General features: G+C 63.2%; 16 protein-coding genes. 10 read left to right on the plus strand and 6 right to left on the minus strand.

Features of this window, described 5'->3' with window-relative positions:
- Positions 1–169: 169 nt before the first annotated feature.
- From AACY25_RS05500 to AACY25_RS05520, 5 genes are all read left to right on the plus strand, one after another.
- The gene (locus AACY25_RS05500) at positions 170–964 is read left to right on the plus strand and encodes a hydroxymethylpyrimidine/phosphomethylpyrimidine kinase (protein ID WP_339523001.1); all 795 of its coding nucleotides are present in this window, start codon (positions 170–172) and stop codon (positions 962–964) included.
- Positions 965–991: 27 nt separating this feature from the next.
- The gene (gene thiE / locus AACY25_RS05505) at positions 992–1,618 is read left to right on the plus strand and encodes a thiamine phosphate synthase (protein WP_339523002.1); all 627 of its coding nucleotides are present in this window, start codon (positions 992–994) and stop codon (positions 1,616–1,618) included.
- 53 nt (positions 1,619–1,671) lie between these two features.
- A complete protein-coding gene (gene hemL / locus AACY25_RS05510) occupies positions 1,672–2,961 on the plus strand; it encodes a glutamate-1-semialdehyde 2,1-aminomutase (protein ID WP_339523003.1) in 1,290 nt (429 codons plus the stop codon).
- Complete coding sequence (locus tag AACY25_RS05515) at positions 2,961–3,617, plus strand: hypothetical protein (protein WP_339523004.1); 657 nt, start codon at positions 2,961–2,963, stop codon at positions 3,615–3,617. The genes hemL and AACY25_RS05515 overlap by 1 nt, the downstream gene beginning before the upstream one ends.
- A 92-nt stretch (positions 3,618–3,709) precedes the next feature.
- Complete coding sequence (locus AACY25_RS05520; RefSeq protein ID WP_339523006.1) at positions 3,710–4,261, plus strand: tetratricopeptide repeat protein; 552 nt, start codon at positions 3,710–3,712, stop codon at positions 4,259–4,261.
- 147 nt (positions 4,262–4,408) lie between these two features.
- On the opposite strand, the gene AACY25_RS05525 is transcribed toward AACY25_RS05520, so the two are convergent.
- On the minus strand, positions 4,409–4,732 hold the full coding sequence (locus tag AACY25_RS05525) for a DUF1820 family protein (RefSeq protein WP_090249225.1): 324 nt from the start codon (positions 4,730–4,732) through the stop codon (positions 4,409–4,411).
- A 135-nt stretch (positions 4,733–4,867) separates the two neighbouring features.
- Here AACY25_RS05525 and miaB point away from each other — a divergent pair, with 135 nt between their 5' ends.
- From miaB to lnt, 5 genes are all read left to right on the plus strand, one after another.
- A complete protein-coding gene (gene miaB, locus AACY25_RS05530; RefSeq protein ID WP_304866648.1) occupies positions 4,868–6,193 on the plus strand; it encodes a tRNA (N6-isopentenyl adenosine(37)-C2)-methylthiotransferase MiaB in 1,326 nt (441 codons plus the stop codon).
- 177 nt (positions 6,194–6,370) lie between these two features.
- The gene (locus tag AACY25_RS05535) at positions 6,371–7,372 is read left to right on the plus strand and encodes a PhoH family protein (protein ID WP_339523007.1); all 1,002 of its coding nucleotides are present in this window, start codon (positions 6,371–6,373) and stop codon (positions 7,370–7,372) included.
- Positions 7,365–7,838 (plus strand): rRNA maturation RNase YbeY, encoded by a 474-nt coding sequence (gene ybeY, locus AACY25_RS05540; protein ID WP_339523008.1) that lies wholly within the window; start codon positions 7,365–7,367, stop codon positions 7,836–7,838. Before AACY25_RS05535 ends, ybeY begins: the two co-directional genes overlap by 8 nt.
- Positions 7,839–7,878: 40 nt before the next feature.
- Positions 7,879–8,718 carry an HlyC/CorC family transporter gene (locus AACY25_RS05545; protein WP_339523009.1) on the plus strand — a complete coding sequence of 280 codons (840 nt, stop codon included), beginning with the start codon at positions 7,879–7,881 and terminating at the stop codon, positions 8,716–8,718.
- A gap of 99 nt (positions 8,719–8,817) precedes the next feature.
- Positions 8,818–10,338 carry an apolipoprotein N-acyltransferase gene (lnt, locus tag AACY25_RS05550; RefSeq protein WP_339523010.1) on the plus strand — a complete coding sequence of 507 codons (1,521 nt, stop codon included), beginning with the start codon at positions 8,818–8,820 and terminating at the stop codon, positions 10,336–10,338.
- Here the strand turns inward: lnt and AACY25_RS05555 are convergent.
- From AACY25_RS05555 to AACY25_RS05575, 5 genes are all read right to left on the minus strand, one after another.
- Positions 10,335–11,237 carry a 5-oxoprolinase subunit C family protein gene (locus AACY25_RS05555; protein WP_339523011.1) on the minus strand — a complete coding sequence of 301 codons (903 nt, stop codon included), beginning with the start codon at positions 11,235–11,237 and terminating at the stop codon, positions 10,335–10,337. The genes lnt and AACY25_RS05555 overlap by 4 nt on opposite strands.
- On the minus strand, positions 11,234–11,911 hold the full coding sequence (pxpB, locus tag AACY25_RS05560; RefSeq protein ID WP_339523013.1) for a 5-oxoprolinase subunit PxpB: 678 nt from the start codon (positions 11,909–11,911) through the stop codon (positions 11,234–11,236). Before pxpB ends, AACY25_RS05555 begins: the two co-directional genes overlap by 4 nt.
- Entirely contained in the window at positions 11,908–12,651 is a 744-nt protein-coding gene (locus tag AACY25_RS05565) for a 5-oxoprolinase subunit PxpA (RefSeq protein ID WP_339523014.1), read from the minus strand. Before AACY25_RS05565 ends, pxpB begins: the two co-directional genes overlap by 4 nt.
- A 113-nt stretch (positions 12,652–12,764) precedes the next feature.
- Positions 12,765–13,382 carry a tetratricopeptide repeat protein gene (locus AACY25_RS05570; RefSeq protein ID WP_339523015.1) on the minus strand — a complete coding sequence of 206 codons (618 nt, stop codon included), beginning with the start codon at positions 13,380–13,382 and terminating at the stop codon, positions 12,765–12,767.
- A 73-nt stretch (positions 13,383–13,455) separates the two neighbouring features.
- A complete protein-coding gene (locus AACY25_RS05575; protein WP_339523016.1) occupies positions 13,456–15,978 on the minus strand; it encodes a sulfite reductase flavoprotein subunit alpha in 2,523 nt (840 codons plus the stop codon).
- Positions 15,979–16,030: the final 52 nt, after the last annotated feature.

The raw sequence follows: 16,030 nt of genomic DNA on the forward strand, positions 1-16,030 counted from the left end.
GGTGCGGTCTATTCGGAAGGTCGGCACTCTAGCATAGGCTCCGACGGGCTGAGAGCAGGGAGACGCTGCGCCTGGAGGACTTTTAACCGTACAGCAGGTCGTCTGCCGGGCGGGCTTTCCTGCCGTTTAGAGGTCTGTAAGCCGTGGTTTGGTGGTAAGCTCGCGCACCATGAAAACGCCTACCTCTCGCCCCGTAGTGCTGTGCCTGTCCGGTCATGACCCCAGTGGTGGTGCCGGCCTGCAAGCCGATATCGAAGCCCTGCTCGCCCAAGGCTGTCACGCCGCTCCAACCGTGACCGCGCTGACCGTGCAGGACACCGTCAATGTGTCCGATTTTCGCGTACTCGACCGCGAGTGGGTCTTGGCCCAAGCCAATGCGGTGATCAGCGACCTGCCGGTTGAAGCAGTAAAGCTCGGCATGCTCGGCTCGGTGGAGATGGTCGAAACCGTGCTGGAGATCATGCAGCGCCTGCCGGGCATCCCGCTGGTCTGTGATCCGGTGCTGCGTGCCGGCGGCGGCGGCGCGCTGGGCAAGGATGAAGTCGGCTATGCCATGCGCGAGCGTCTGCTGCCCGTCGCCACCATCGCCACACCAAACCTGCCGGAGGCGCGCATCCTCGCCGAATTACCGGACGGCAGCGCCGATGAGTGCGCAGAAAAACTGCTGCCGTATATCCAGCACCTGCTGATCACCGGCGGCCATGGCGATGAGCACGAAGTGCACAACCGCCTCTACAGCCGCGACGGCAGCCGCCATACCTTTACCTGCCAGCGCCTGCCTGGCAGCTACCACGGTTCCGGCTGCACCCTGGCCAGCACCCTCGCCGGCCGCCTGGCCCTAGGCCAGGAACTGGTCAGCGCCGTGCAATTTGCTCTCGACTACACCTGGCGCACCCTGCGCGACGCCGAGCAGCCTGGCCACGGCCAGTACATTCCGCGCCGCCTGCCGCTGGATGCTTATTAATAGAAAGCAGCTGATGGAGCGCTTCCAATGAAACTGCGTGGCCTGTATGCCATCACCGACAGCGAATTGCTCAAGGGCAAGCTGCTGCCCTACGTCGAGGCTGCACTCAAGGGTGGTGCGACGCTGCTGCAATACCGCGACAAATCCAGCGATGAAGCGCGGCGCCTACGTGAGGCCGAAGCCCTGCGCGAACTGTGCAACCGTTATGGCGCGGCGCTGATCATCAATGACGACGCCGAACTGGCCGCGCGTCTAGGCGTCGGCCTGCACCTGGGGCAAACCGACGGCTCGCTGTCCGTCGCCCGCGCACTGCTCGGACGCAAGGCGATCATCGGCGGCACCTGCCACGCCCAGCTGGAGCTGGCCGAGGCCGCCGCCAAGGAAGGCGCCAGCTATGTCGCCTTCGGCCGCTTCTTCAACTCCACCACCAAACCTGGCGCTCCGTCAGCTGACCTCGAGCTGCTGGCTGCGGCGAAAGCCAAGGTCAACCTGCCGATGGTTGCCATCGGCGGTGTGACCCTGGACAACGCCCCCACGTTGATCGCCCATGGCGCCAGCATGGTTGCCGTGGTGCACGGCCTGTTCGGTGCCGACTCGGCCGCAGAAGTCGAGCGCCGCGCCCGCGCCTTTAGCGCCCTGTTTGTTTCTAACTAATCGTTATCAGGGGCGACACGGCTCGCCCCGGCTCCAGCTTGAGAGGCCCTGCCATGTCCCGTTCTGAAACCCTCTTCGCCAACGCGCAAAAGCACATCCCTGGCGGCGTCAACTCGCCGGTACGCGCCTTCAAAAGCGTCGGCGGCACTCCGCTGTTCTTCAAACACGCCGAAGGCGCCTACGTTACCGATGAAGACGACAAGCGCTATGTCGACTACGTCGGCTCCTGGGGCCCGATGATCCTCGGCCACAGCCACCCGGACGTACTCGACGCGGTGCGCAATCAGTTGCAGCACGGCTTGTCCTATGGCGCGCCGACCGCCATGGAAACCGAGATGGCCGACCTCGTGTGCAGCCTGGTGCCGTCGATGGAAATGGTGCGCATGGTCAGCTCCGGCACCGAAGCGACCATGAGCGCCATTCGCCTGGCACGTGGCTACACCGGCCGCGACAACATCATCAAGTTCGAAGGCTGCTACCACGGCCACTCTGACAGCCTGCTGGTCAAAGCCGGCTCTGGCCTTTTGACCCAGGGCGTTCCTAGCTCCGCTGGCGTACCGGCGGACTTCGCTAAACACACCCTGACCCTGCCATTCAACGACCTGGCCGCCGTCGAGCAGATGCTCAGTGAAGTCGGTTCGACCGTCGCCTGCATCATCGTTGAGCCGGTGGCCGGCAATATGAACTGCGTGCCGCCTGCGCCGGGCTACCTGCAGGGCCTGCGCGAGCAGTGCGACAAACACGGCGTGGTGCTGATATTCGACGAAGTGATGACCGGCTTCCGCGTTGCCCTCGGCGGCGCCCAGGCCCATTACGGCGTCACCCCGGACCTGACCACCTTCGGCAAGATCATCGGTGGCGGCATGCCGGTCGGCTGCTTCGGTGGTAAGCGCGAGATCATGCACTGCATCGCCCCGCTCGGCCCGGTGTATCAGGCCGGCACCCTGTCGGGTAACCCGCTGGCCATGGCTGCCGGCCTGGCTACTTTGCGCCTGATCAAACGCCCGGGCTTTCACGCCGAGCTGACTGACTACACCAGCCGCATGCTGCAGGGCCTGCAAGACCGCGCCGATGCGGCTGGCATTCCATTCGTCACCACCCAGGCAGGCGGCATGTTCGGCCTGTATTTCAGCGGCGCCGACGACATCGTCACCTTTGACGATGTGATGGCCAGCGACGCCGAGCGTTTCAAGCGCTTCTTCCACCTGATGCTGGCCGGCGGCGTGTACCTGGCACCAAGCGCCTTCGAAGCCGGCTTCACCTCGATCGCCCATGGCGATGCCGAGCTGAAAATCACCTTGGACGCCGCCGAGCGTGCCTTTACCGAGCTGAAGAAAGCCTGATGCAGTACAGCACCGCGTTGTCTGATGGCGTATTGGCGCTGGCCTGCCTGGCCTGTGCAATCGCTATCGGCAAAGCCCGCAAGCACTATGGTGAGGCTGACCAACCGGCGCTGTTCTGCGCCCTGCTGGGGTTTCTCCTGCCGGCCGCAGCGGCTGCCGTCGGGGTGATTCGCTTTGGTATCGACCCCAGCGCACAGGCCGCGCACTTGTGGCTAAGCCAGGCCAGCAGCTTTCTAGGCCTGCCGCTACTCGGCGCCGCCGCCTTGGCTTTGGGCCGCGGCTGGCAATGGAGCCGCGCCAACTGGGGACGCATTCTGCTAGGGCTGTGCGCCTTCTTCGAATTGTTCCGGCAGATGAATCAGTTGGAGGATTACCGCCTGCTGCTCAATCTGGCGACCCTGCTGCTGATCCTCTACGCCGGCGCCGTGCAGTGGCCTAAGCGTGCGCCCCTTGCAGCTGCCGTCGCGGTGGTCGGGCTGTTTCTGCTGGCCGGACTGGCTGTCGGCACTCAGGGATTTATCGGCTCGTTACGCCGAGTTGATCTGTTCCACGCGCTGCTGACACCGGCCTATCCGCTACTGGCCTGGCTGCTGCTGAGCCTGCCCGGCAGTGCAAAACGTGGCCGCACAGAAGAAAACCCGGTAAAGACTTTGTAAGAACGCCGCTGCTTATTTCATAATGCGATGGCTGTCGCGTTACGGCGGCCAGGCACATCGCCTGTTGTGCATCCCGAGGTAAACGGATTTTCATGAAACGCACCGGCCGCACCCTGTCCCTGGGCTGCCTGTTGCTCCTGCTGCCACTGCTCGCCTCGGCGAGCGGCAACTCCTTGCTGATCCCCGCGCTTGGCAGCTGCTCACTCAACACCGCCCCCGAAGAACTGCCCGCTGCCCTTGAGGCCTGCGAGCAGGCTGCGCTCAATGGTGACCTGCAGGCGGAGTTCGAGCTGGGCGAATTCTATTACGACGGCAAGCGTGTCGAGCGCGATCTAGACCTGGCGCTGAAATGGTTCGAGCAGGCATCGCTGCAAGGCCATGCGCAGTCGCAGTACCGCCTGGGCATGATGTTCTTCCGCGGCGAAGGCGTGCCGGCGAATACGGTGCAGGCTTATATCGTGCTGAAGATGGCGGCGGTGAATGGTTCGGACGAAGCCATGGACAGCGCCGACCTGATCGCCGCGCAGATGCCCCGCAATGAACTGGAAATTGCCAGCCAGGTGCTCGGGCAGATCTTCCGCAACTACCTGCTGGAGTTGCAGAACGCCGAAGCCCTTACCTCGCCGTTCGCGCCGCTGCCGTAGGATGGGTCGGGCCGCGTAGGTTGAGCGAAGCGATACCCATGCGGCCTGATGATGGGTATCGCAAGCTCAACCCATCCTACGCACTGACAACGAGTGGTGGATGTAAAAAGCGACATCCACCCTACGCCCACATACCAGACGAAACCCTTACTTATCCGGCATCGGCATGGGGAACGGCATAACATTGCCGCCGCCCTTGGCCTCGCTGATCTTTGGCGTGCCCAAGCGCTCGACTTCGTCGATGCGGATGATCGCGTGCATGGGGATAAAACTGCGCACCACACCGTCAAACTGCGCCTTGAGCTTTTCCTCGCTGGGGTCGACGACCACCTGGGTGCGCTCGCCGAAGACGAACTCTTCTACTTCCAGAAAGCCCCACAGATCGCTTTGAAAGATCTGCTTGGCGTACATCTCGTACACCTGACCCTGGTTGAGGAAAATCACCTTGTAGATGGGTTCGCGCTTGCTCATGGCTATGCAGTTCGTACCGATGGGTTAATTGAAAGGGCGCGGATCATAGCATAGCCGCCTAGCAGCCAACGCTAGGAACCCTGGCACTAGCTCCCTATAATGCGCGGTTCTTCGAATCACCCTTTTTGAGCGCGCATGACCAAGAAGCTTTATATCGAAACCCACGGTTGCCAGATGAACGAGTACGACAGCTCGCGCATGATCGACCTGCTGGGCGAACATCAAGCCCTGGAAGTCACCGAGAAGGCCGCAGACGCTGACATCATCCTGCTCAACACCTGCTCGATCCGTGAAAAAGCACAGGACAAGGTGTTCTCGCAACTCGGCCGCTGGCAAAAACTGAAGATTGCCAATCCCGACCTGGTGATTGGAGTCGGTGGCTGTGTGGCCAGCCAGGAAGGCGCGGCGATTCGTGATCGCGCGCCCTACGTCGACGTGGTCTTCGGCCCGCAGACCCTGCACCGCCTGCCGGAAATGATCGACGCCGCGCGCACCACCAAGATCGCCCAGGTCGACATCAGTTTCCCCGAGATCGAGAAATTCGACCGCCTGCCCGAACCGCGCGTCGATGGCCCCAGCGCCTACGTGTCGGTGATGGAAGGTTGCAGCAAGTACTGCACCTTCTGCGTGGTGCCTTATACGCGCGGCGAAGAAGTCAGTAGGCCGATGGCCGATGTACTGGGTGAAATCATCCACCTGGCCGAACACGGCGTGCGTGAGATCACCCTGCTGGGGCAGAACGTCAACGGCTACCGCGGCGCGACCCAGAATGGGCAGATCGCCGACTTCGCCGAGCTGCTCTACGCCGTGGCCGCCATCGATGGCATCGACCGCATCCGCTACACCACCAGCCATCCGCTGGAGTTCTCCGACGCACTGATCCAGGCCCACGCCGAGATTCCCGAGCTGGTGAAGTACCTGCACCTGCCGGTGCAATCGGGCTCCGACCGCATTCTCGCGGCGATGAAGCGCAACCACACCGCACTGGAATACAAGTCGCGCATCCGCAAGCTGCGCGCCGCCGTGCCGGACATCCTGATCAGCTCGGACTTTATCGTCGGCTTCCCCGGTGAAACCGAGAAGGACTTCGAGCAGACCATGAAGCTGGTCGAGGATGTCGGTTTCGACTTCTGTTACTCCTTCGTCTACAGCTCGCGCCCCGGCACCCCGGCAGCAGACCTGCCCGACGACACGCCGCTGGAGCTGAAGAAACAGCGCCTGGCATTGCTGCAACACCGCATCACCCAGCAGGGTTTCGAAAACAGCCGACGAATGGCGGGCACTGTGCAGCGCATCCTGGTCAACGATTACTCGAAGAAGGACCCCGGCATGCTCCAGGGCCGCACCGAGAGCAACCGGGTGGTTAACTTCCGCAGTGATAACCCACGCCTGATCGGCCAGTTCGTCGACGTGCATATCGACGAAGCAATGCCCAACTCGCTGCGCGGCACATTGCTGTAGGGTGGATGTCGTTTTTTACATCCACCATGGCTGCGTGATTGGTGGATGGGTGAGGCGTCATCCACCCTACGCGAACGGCTCTGCAACAGGTTGCTGGCGGCCCGAGCTTCCCCCTCGCGGCCGCTAGCGCTATTCTTCGTTTCACTACCCCAGCCGACTGGCGGCCATCACACGACCTTGAACGCATCCATAGAACCACTCCGTTTTATCCTTGAACCCTTTGAGGCTCGCCGCTTCGCTAACCTGTGCGGCCAATTTGATGAGCACCTGCGCCTGATCGAGCAGCGCCTGGCCATCGAAATTCGCAACCGTGGCAACCAGTTCGAACTGGTCGGCACAGCCGGCCAGACCCGCGCCGCCGAGCAGCTGCTGCACCGCCTTTATCGCGAAGCCGAAAACACCGAACTGTCGCCCGAGCTGGTGCACCTGTTTCTGCAGGAGTCCGGGATCGAGGAAATGAGCAACCCGACCGTCGAAGCCAGCGTCGCCCTGCGCACCCGCAAGGGCATGATTCGTCCGCGCGGGGCCAATCAGCAGCGCTACGTCAAAGCCATTCTCGACCACGACATCAACTTCGGCGTCGGCCCGGCCGGTACCGGCAAAACCTACCTGGCCGTGGCCTGCGCGGTGGATGCGCTGGAGCGCGAGCAGATTCGCCGCATCCTGCTGGTGCGCCCGGCAGTAGAGGCCGGCGAGAAGCTCGGTTTCCTGCCTGGCGACCTGTCGCAGAAGATCGATCCCTACCTGCGCCCGCTGTACGACGCACTCTACGAGATGCTCGGCTTCGAGCAGGTGGCCAAACTGATCGAGAAGCAGGTGATTGAGGTCGCGCCGCTGGCTTATATGCGCGGCCGCACGCTGAACAACAGTTTTATCATCCTCGACGAAAGCCAGAACACCACCCTGGAACAGATGAAGATGTTCCTCACCCGCATCGGCTTCGGCTCGACCGCGGTGATCACCGGCGATATCACCCAGGTCGACCTGCCGCGCGGCACCAAAAGCGGTCTGACCCACGTGATCGACGTGCTGCGTGACGTCCCCGGCATCAGCTTTACCCACTTCAAGCCCAAGGACGTGGTGCGCCACCCACTGGTGCAGCGCATCGTCGAAGCCTACGAGCGCTACGACAACCGCATGCACGGCAAGCTTGTCGACGAGCAAGACGACAATGCTTGAACTCGACCTGCAAATTGCCAGTGAAGCTGCCAGCCTGCCGAGCGAAGCGCAGTTTCGCGCCTGGTGCGAAATTGCCCTGCGCCAGCGCAGCGCCGACTCCGAGCTGACCATTCGCCTGGTGGATGAAGCCGAGGGCCGCGAACTCAATCACACCTGGCGTCATAAGGATTACGCCACCAACGTACTATCCTTCCCTGCCGATGTACCGGACGAGGTGGGCGGCACTCCGCTGCTCGATATTCCTCTGCTCGGCGATCTGGTGATCTGCGCGCCGGTGGTTGAGCGCGAAGCACAGGAACAAGCCAAAACCAGCGAAGCGCATTGGGCGCACCTGGTGATCCACGGCTGCCTGCACTTGCTCGGCTACGACCACATCGAGGATGAAGAAGCAGAAGAGATGGAAGCGCTGGAACGAGAATTGCTCGCCGAACTGGGTCACCCCGACCCTTACGCCGACCACGAATAATCCCCTCAACGAAAATACAAAAGGTTCCTGAGTAACCACCATGAGCGAAGACCGATCGAGCAACGAGCAGAAGTCCTGGTTTAACAGACTGACCCAGGCTTTTGCTCATGAGCCGAAAAACCGCAAGGAATTGCTGGAAGTGCTGCGCGAAGCGCATCAGAACAAGCTGCTCGACAGCGAAGCACTGGCCATCGTTGAAGGTGCAATTCAGGTCGCCGACCTGCAGGTTCGCGACATTATGGTGCCGCGCTCACAAATGATGAGCATCAAGGCCAACCAGACGCCCAAAGAATTTCTGCCCTCGATCATCGAGGCTGCGCACTCGCGCTACCCGGTGGTTGGCGAGAGCCTCGACGATGTTATCGGCATCCTCCTGGCCAAGGATCTGCTGCCGCTGATCCTCTCGGGCGAACAGCCCAACTTCAATATCAAGGACCTGCTGCGTCCGGCCACCTTTGTGCCCGAGTCCAAGCGCCTCAACGTGCTGCTGCGCGAGTTCCGCGCCAACCACAACCACATGGCCGTGGTGATCGATGAGTACGGCGGCGTTGCTGGCCTGGTGACCATCGAGGACGTGCTGGAGCAGATCGTCGGCGATATCGAAGACGAGCACGACGTAGAGGAAGACAGCTACGTCAAACCACTGCCTTCAGGTGATTTTCTGGTCAAGGCGCTGACGCCGATTGAAAGCTTCAACGAAGCCTTCGATACCGAATTCTCCGATGACGAATTCGACACCGTCGGCGGCCTGGTGATGAGCGCCTTCGGCCACCTGCCCAAGCGCAACGAAGTCACCCAGATCGGCGAATTCCGCTTCCGCGTCCTCAATGCCGACAGTCGCCGCATCCATCTGCTGCGCCTGAGCCCGGTTAGCAACTAACAGCCACCGGCCACCTTCAGGGTGGCCGGTTCGCAACACTTCCCCCGCCTGCTCTACCGCTTTACCCTTGCGCCACCTCAATCCAAGGACCTGCATGCAATGCACTGGATAACCCGACCTGGCTGGCCCGGCAACCTGATCGCGCTGCTCGCTGGCGCTATCACGCCCCTGGCGCTGGCGCCTTATGACCTGTGGCCGCTGGCCATCCTCTCCATCGCCCTGTTCTACCTCGGCCTGCGTGACCTCAGGCCGCGCCAGGCAGTGCTGCGTGGCTGGAGTTATGGCTTTGGCATGTTCGCCGCCGGCACCAGCTGGGTGTACGTAAGCATCCACGATTACGGCGCGGCCTCGCCGCCCCTGGCGGTCCTTCTGACCCTACTGTTTGTCGGCGGCCTCGGTCTACTGTTCGCCCTCAGCGCCTGGGTCTGGACGCGCTGGCTGCGCCGGGTCGAAGCGCCGCTGGCCGACGCATTGGCCTTCGCCGCCCTGTGGCTGGCGCAGGAAGCCTTCCGCAGCTGGTTTCTCACCGGTTTCCCCTGGCTGTATGCCGGTTACAGCCAGTTGGATGGCCCGCTGGCCGGGCTGGCCCCGGTGGGCGGCGTGTGGCTGCTGTCCTTTGCCTTGGCACTAAGCGCCGCGCTGCTGGTGAATCTGGCGCAACTGCGCACGCGCAAGGTGTTTCTCGCCATCGGCGTTGTGCTGCTAATCGCCCCGTGGATTGCAGGTATCGCCCTCAAGGGTCACGCCTGGACCCAGCCGCTGGGCGAGCCGCTTAGCGTGTCGGCCATGCAGGGCAATATCGAACAGAACATGAAGTGGGACCCCGAGCAGCTCAACGCGCAGCTCGCGCTGTACCGCGACATGACCTTCAGCGCCAAGCCGACTGACCTGATCGTCTGGCCGGAAACCGCCATCCCCGTGCTCAAGGACCGCGCCCAGGGCTACCTGGGCATGATCAATCGCTTCGCCAATGAGCGAAATGCTGCGCTGATTACCGGCGTACCGATTCGCCAGAGCAACGAGCGCGGCGAACAGCGCTACTACAACGGCATCAGCGTGGTCGGCCAGGGCAGCGGTGATTACCTCAAGCAGAAGCTGGTGCCGTTTGGTGAATACGTGCCGCTGCAGGAAGTGCTGCGCGGGCTGATCGCCTTCTTCGACCTGCCGATGTCCGACTTCGCCCGTGGCTCCGCCGAACAAAGCCTGCTGCAGGCCAAGGGCCATTCGATTGCCGCGTTTATCTGCTACGAAGTGGTCTACCCGGAGTTTTCCGCCGGCCTGGCCGCGCAAAGCGACCTGCTGCTGACCATCAGCAACGACACCTGGTTTGGCCGCTCCATCGGCCCGCTGCAACACCTGCAGATGGCGCAGATGCGCGCCCTGGAAGCCGGCCGCTGGATGATCCGCGCGACCAACAACGGCGTCACCGCGCTGATCGACCCGCAAGGCCAGATCACCACGCAACTGCCGCAGTTCGAACAGGCGGTGCTGTATGGCCAGGTGCAACCGATGCAGGGCCTCACGCCTTACCTGTACTGGCGCGGCTGGCCCATGCTGATCATCTGCCTGCTGTTATTCGCCTGGGCGTTGCTGGCCAGCCGTATGGCCAAGACCCTTTAACGGCGAAAGAATCGGTAGAACTCGCGCAGCTCAGCCTGCGCGTCGCCGATGCTGACCGGGGTAAAGCGCAGCGGATGGTGCGCCGGGCATTGCGCCAGGCGACCCTGATCGAGGGGATGCAGCCAACCGAGCAGCGGGTAACCGCCCATGCTCTGGTGGTCGGCCTGGAGGATGATCGGCTGGCCATCCGGAGGCACCTGAATCGCCCCCCGGCCAACCCCCAATGACCACTGCCGCACGGGCGGTTGCACGGCCTCGCCGAGCAGCCGCGCGCCCATGCGGTCGGAGTGCGGGCTGAGCTGCCAGGTCTGAGCGAAAAAGCCCTGCAACTGGCCTTCCTCGAAACTCGCCGCATCGCCGCCGGTAATCACCCGCAACAAGGGTTTGCAGCGGTAATCCGGCAGATAAGGCCAGGGCATGCTGGCGGCGTGAGTGAAATGTGCGGGCCGGCAGGCCAGCAGATCCCCAGTCTGCAACGCCTGCCCCAGCCCTTCACGCAATTGCACGCTGACGCTGCCCAGCACCGGCGCCGCATTGAAGCCGCCGGCCACCGCCAGATAGGCGCGCTGGCCGCTGCGGGCAAAGCCCAGACGCAGCAGCTGCCCCTTGCGCAGCGGCAAGCGCGTCCACAACGGCTGCGGCTGATCATCCAGGCTCAGCGGCACCTGGGCGCCGCAAACCGCCACCCAGGTGTCGACCTCGGCCTGCAACTCGACGCCGCCCAGGGCGATTTCCAGCAGCGGCGTGCCCCAGGGATTGTTCAGCAGATGATTGGCCCAGGCCGCACCATGCCAATCCAGCGGCCCGGCTGGTGATACGCCCAGGTGTTGCCAGCCCTGCCGCCCGGCGTCCTGCAGCAGGCTTTGCGGCCCTGGTTTGAGCACCCGCAGGCCGCTCATGGCTGACCGCCTTCGCGGATAAAATCACGCTCATCAATGCTGCGAAAACGTACCCGATCACCCAGCGCCAGCGGACATGGCGGGGTTCGCGCGGCATCGAACAGCGACCAGGGGCAACGGCCGATCAAGTGCCAGCCGCCGGGCGAGCTGTGCGGGTAGATCGCCGTTTGCCGCTCGGCAATCGCCAGGCTACCGGCCGGTACGGCGATACGCGGGGTGGTGCGACGCGGCAACGCCAGGCGCGCGTCCAGCTCGCCGAGGTAGGCAAAGCCTGGGGCAAAACCAATCGCGCCAACGCGGTACTCGCTCGCCGCATGCAGTTCGATCACCTGAGCGACACTGAGCTGACACAGAAGCGCGACCTCGGCGAGGTCTTCACCGTTATACAAGATAGGGATTTCATGCAGCCGCCCGGCCTGCGCGACAAAAGGCTCGTCCAGCCAGCGCTCCAGCAGCGGTTTGAGTCGCTCGGCCAGCTCCAGGTGATCCGCGCGCATTAGGTCGTAGTGCAGTAGCAGGCTGGTCCAGCCCGGCACCAGATCGGTAAGCACCTCACCCAACTCGCCACGGATGCGCTCGGCCAGCAGGGCGATACGCTGCGGCAGCTGCGCATCCGGCTGCTCGGCCAGCACCAGCAGCAGCGCTTCGGCACCGGCCGGTTCGAGGCGGATCATAGGGCGTCCAGGCTGGCCCGCAAACGCCGCAGTACGGCCAGGGAGTCGGCGTTATCGCCATGCACGCACAGGCTGTCGGCGCGCAGCTGCAGCGGCTTGCCGTCAATATCAGCGAACGGCTCACCGCGAGCAATCGACAACGCCTGCTGCAAGATCCGTTGCGGATCATGGTGCACCGCGCCACTCAGGCGTCGGGGCGCCAACTGACCATCGGCCAGGTAGGCGCGGTCGGCAAAGGCCTCGAACATCAGCGGCACATCGGCCGTATCGGCCAGCTGCAGCTCACGGCTGTTGTCAGCCAGCGCCAGCACCATCAGCGGCAAGCCTTTGCGGTAACTGGCGCAGGCCTCCAGTACCGCGTTGAACAGCGCATCGTCACGTACCAGATCGTTGTACAGCGCGCCATGGGGTTTGACGTAGGCCAACTGGGTGCCGGCCGCGCGACAGAAGGCATCCAGAGCGCCAAGCTGATACAGCACCAGCGCGGTGACCTCCTCCGGCGAGCAGGCGATATGCCGGCGGCCAAAACCGAGCAGATCCGGATAGGCCGGGTGCGCACCAATGCTCACCCCATGCTGCACCGCCAGGGCGACGGTGCGTTGCATAGTCATCGGGTCGGAAGCATGAAAGCCACAAGCCAGATTGGCCTGATCAACCAGCGGCATGGCATGCACGTCATCGCCCATGCTCCACACGCCGAAGCTTTCACCCATATCGCAGTTCAGCAGGATTCTTTTCATGCCCACAAGCTTAGAGCCGGAGGACAAACGGCACCAGCCCGGGTGCCGTTTGGTCTGATGCATTCCCAAGTATAAGCACGGATGCGATCAGCAAGCCTCGGCAGAGCAATGTCTCACTGCAATGCAGGAGCGCCATACTCCCTACCCGCCCCCGGCAGGCGAGAGATGGCCAGCTGTCGATCATCCAGCCCCTGGTTGTCGCCCAGACGCTGGCGTGCCACGCCACGCCCGTACAACGCGCGCATATTTATCGGGTTTTCCGTCAATGCAGCCTCAAAATCTACCAAGGCATCCTCATTGCGCTGCAGCGCTAGATACGCTTGCCCCCGAGCAACCAGCGCGTTCCCCTGCTTACCGGGCTGTGCCAGCGCCTTGCTGCAATCGGCCAAGTCCGCACTGGCGGGGGCTGCAACAACCCGCGCGACACAGCGCGCGCCAAGATAGCGTGGGTTATTTGGCTGCCGCGCTACAGCGTGATCGAGATCGGCCAGGGCCTGTTGCACCTGACCCAGGCTCAGCAGAATCTGCCCCCGGTCGAATCGCGCGCTGGCGTGCTGCGGATCGAGCGCCAAGGCCTGATCAAGCACCCTGGCCGCAGCCTGAGTGCGTCCCTGCTCGGCCAGTTTGTGGCCTTGCCGGGCCAGTTCGTCGGCTGACTCAGGGCTCACAGAGTGGCTTGAGCAGCCAGAAAGAAGAACAGCGCTAAGGGTTATGGTGACGGCTACTTTCATGCAAAACACTCCATTGATTGATTTAAAACATCCTGTTGTTGCAAGCAAAAAGCCACGCAGCACGTCACTCCACTCAGTAAACGTCGCGGCGATAACGGCCCTCTTCGCGTAGCGTGTTGACTGCGGCTTCGCCGAGCAGCTCATGCAACACCTGATCCACCCCGGCGGCCATGCCATCGAGGCTGCCGCAGACATAGATCGCCGCGCCCTCGGCTAACCATTCGCGCAAATGCTCGGCGGACTCACGCAGGCGATCCTGCACATAGACCTTGGTCGCCTGATCGCGGGAGAAGGCCAGGTCCAGGCGCGCCAGCTCGCCTGAGGCCAGCCAGCCCTGCAGCTCGTTCTGGCAATAGAAGTCATGCGCCGCATTGCGCTCGCCGAACAGCAGCCAGTTAGCGGTATGTCCGGCGACGATCCGCGCCTTGAGCAGGCTGCGCAACCCGGCCAGGCCAGTGCCATTGCCGATCAGCATCAGTGGCCGCGCATCTTCCGGCGCGTGGAAAGCGCTATTTCGCCGCACCCGCGCCAGCAACTGGCCGTGCAGCGCCGCGCCTGCGGTCAGCCAACCGGAGCCGAGGCCCAGCAAGCCGTCGGGATGCCGCTCCTGACGCACGATCAGTTCCAGCTCGCCGTCGCTGGGCAAGGAAGCAATGGAATATTCGCGAGCGGCCAACGGTACCAGTGCATCGAGCAGAGCCTGGGCGTGCAGACCGACCAGATGGGTGAACTGCTCGGGTAGCTGCTTGCCGCGCAGCGCCTGCTGCAGCGATTGCGTCAGGCCATCGAGGCTGACCGTCTGGCTGCAGTCCAGCGCATGGGCCTGCAACCAGGCCTGCACGGTGGCGTCGCTGTGACGCGGCGGCACTTCGAGAATATCGCCGGCATTCCAGTTAGTCGGCTGTTCAGCACGCAACGCCAGCAGATAGGTCGGTGCGCCCTGGCTGCCAGGGTTGAGCAGTTCGCGGCGCGTCAGCGTCCATAGGCCATAGGGTGTTTCGCCCTGATGCAGCGGTTGGGCGCCAGTCAGCTCACTGAGTTGGCGCTGCCAGCTGGCCAGCGCCGCTGTATCGGCGGCATCTACCTGCACCGCATCGAACAGGCTGCGTGCGCCCTGCCGCGCTAACCAGTCCTGCACCCGCAGGGCAAAGCCGCAGAAGTGCTGATACTGGCGATCACCAAGGGCGAGCACGGCGTAACGCAGTTGCGGTAGATCCAGGGCCTGGCCGAGCAACTTGCGCTCGAAGCCGCGCGCGCTGTCCGGGGCCTCACCGTCGCCAAAGGTGCTGAGCACAAACAGCGCGTTGTTGGCCTGGCGCAGCACCTGTTCATTGAGTTTGGCCAAGGGTTGCACACTGACGGCCAGGCCGGCGGCCTGCAACTGCCCGGCGGTTTGCCAGGCCAGTTGCTCGGCGAAGCCGCTCTGGCTGGCAAAGCCGATCAACCAGCCATCGCCCTGCCCTGTGCTCGGCTGCAAGGCACCACGCGCATGCAACATCGCACGCTTCTTGCGCCGACGGTCGAGGTAGAGCAGCCAACCGGTGATGGCGAACAGTGGCATGCTCAGGCTAGCGAGGAACATCAGAATGCGCCCGCTCAGGCCGAAGTAGCTGCCCACATGCAGGGCATACACGCTGGTCAGCAACTGATCGCCAAATGCCTGCTGGTCATAGCGTTTGTGCTGCTTCGCCGCGCCGCTTTGCGCATCCAGGCTGAGTTGGTTAAAGGCACGTTCATGGGGCGCATCGGCCCGCAGATAGAACACCGTCGCCGGCTCCTCGGCGCTAGCCGGCAAACGCAAACTGTAGCCGGTCAGCTGCGAGCCGGCAGCCTGTTGCAGACCCGACCAGAGCGCCGGGTAATTCACCTCTGGCACAGCGCCGGCAGTTGGCCGGCCACCGCGCTTACGCGGCTCACCGGCAGGCTCGCTACTAAGCAGGCCGGTCAGGCCTTCGCGGTACCAGTCATAGGACCAGTACAGCCCAGTCAGACCCGCACACAGGTAGAAAATCAGGCACCAAGTGCCGGCCACCGCATGCAGATCCCAATTGAATGCACGGCCGCGCTTGGCCCAGTCCAGAGTCAGCCAGGCGCGCCAGTTCAAGGCCTGGCGTGGCCAACGCAGGTAAAGGCCGGAGAGGCAGAAAAAGATCAGCGCCAGGGTGCTGGCAGCGGTGATCTGCTTACCGTATTCGCCCATGGCGAGAAAGCGGTGCAGCTCCACCATCAAATCGAAAAAACCCTGACCACGCGGTTCGCCCAACAGCTCGCCCGTGTAAGGGTTGAAATAGCGCGACTCGCCACGCCGTTCGCCCACAGGCGGCGCGAAGCCTACTCGTCCGGCGTGCTCGGCATCCGCTTCGACATTCAGGCGTACTACGCGCTGCTGGCTGGCGGCCTCAATCCGCGGCACCAGCACGTCAGGCGACAGCACGCCGCTGGCACGCACTTCAACCTGCAACACCTCGGGGTTAAACGCGCGCAGCAATTCGTCCTGAAACGAATACGCCGCGCCGGTCACGCCCATCAGCGCCAGCACCAACCCGGCCGTGATGCCGAAAAACCAGTGCAGTTGGAAGAGGACTTTCTTCAGCATTTTTCCGACTCAGTAACGGCCCGGTTTGGGCTCGCGATGGTTTAAAAGCGGC

Source organism: Pseudomonas sp. EA_35y_Pfl2_R111, from assembly GCF_963970955.1.
Classification (GTDB): domain Bacteria; phylum Pseudomonadota; class Gammaproteobacteria; order Pseudomonadales; family Pseudomonadaceae; genus Aquipseudomonas.

What these genes read in the sequence shown, in the direction of transcription:
- AACY25_RS05500 (WP_339523001.1), top strand. Translation starts at nt 170, where the DNA reads ATGAAAACGCCTACCTCTCGCCCCGTAGTGCTGTGCCTGTCCGGTCAT.
- thiE (WP_339523002.1), top strand. Translation starts at nt 992, where the DNA reads ATGAAACTGCGTGGCCTGTATGCCATCACCGACAGCGAATTGCTCAAG.
- hemL (WP_339523003.1), top strand. Translation starts at nt 1,672, where the DNA reads ATGTCCCGTTCTGAAACCCTCTTCGCCAACGCGCAAAAGCACATCCCT.
- AACY25_RS05515 (WP_339523004.1), top strand. Translation starts at nt 2,961, where the DNA reads ATGCAGTACAGCACCGCGTTGTCTGATGGCGTATTGGCGCTGGCCTGC.
- AACY25_RS05520 (WP_339523006.1), top strand. Translation starts at nt 3,710, where the DNA reads ATGAAACGCACCGGCCGCACCCTGTCCCTGGGCTGCCTGTTGCTCCTG.
- AACY25_RS05525 (WP_090249225.1), bottom strand. Translation starts at nt 4,732, where the DNA reads ATGAGCAAGCGCGAACCCATCTACAAGGTGATTTTCCTCAACCAGGGT.
- miaB (WP_304866648.1), top strand. Translation starts at nt 4,868, where the DNA reads ATGACCAAGAAGCTTTATATCGAAACCCACGGTTGCCAGATGAACGAG.
- ybeY (WP_339523008.1), top strand. Translation starts at nt 7,365, where the DNA reads ATGCTTGAACTCGACCTGCAAATTGCCAGTGAAGCTGCCAGCCTGCCG.
- AACY25_RS05545 (WP_339523009.1), top strand. Translation starts at nt 7,879, where the DNA reads ATGAGCGAAGACCGATCGAGCAACGAGCAGAAGTCCTGGTTTAACAGA.
- lnt (WP_339523010.1), top strand. Translation starts at nt 8,818, where the DNA reads ATGCACTGGATAACCCGACCTGGCTGGCCCGGCAACCTGATCGCGCTG.
- AACY25_RS05555 (WP_339523011.1), bottom strand. Translation starts at nt 11,237, where the DNA reads ATGAGCGGCCTGCGGGTGCTCAAACCAGGGCCGCAAAGCCTGCTGCAG.
- pxpB (WP_339523013.1), bottom strand. Translation starts at nt 11,911, where the DNA reads ATGATCCGCCTCGAACCGGCCGGTGCCGAAGCGCTGCTGCTGGTGCTG.
- AACY25_RS05565 (WP_339523014.1), bottom strand. Translation starts at nt 12,651, where the DNA reads ATGAAAAGAATCCTGCTGAACTGCGATATGGGTGAAAGCTTCGGCGTG.
- AACY25_RS05570 (WP_339523015.1), bottom strand. Translation starts at nt 13,382, where the DNA reads ATGAAAGTAGCCGTCACCATAACCCTTAGCGCTGTTCTTCTTTCTGGC.
- AACY25_RS05575 (WP_339523016.1), bottom strand. Translation starts at nt 15,978, where the DNA reads ATGCTGAAGAAAGTCCTCTTCCAACTGCACTGGTTTTTCGGCATCACG.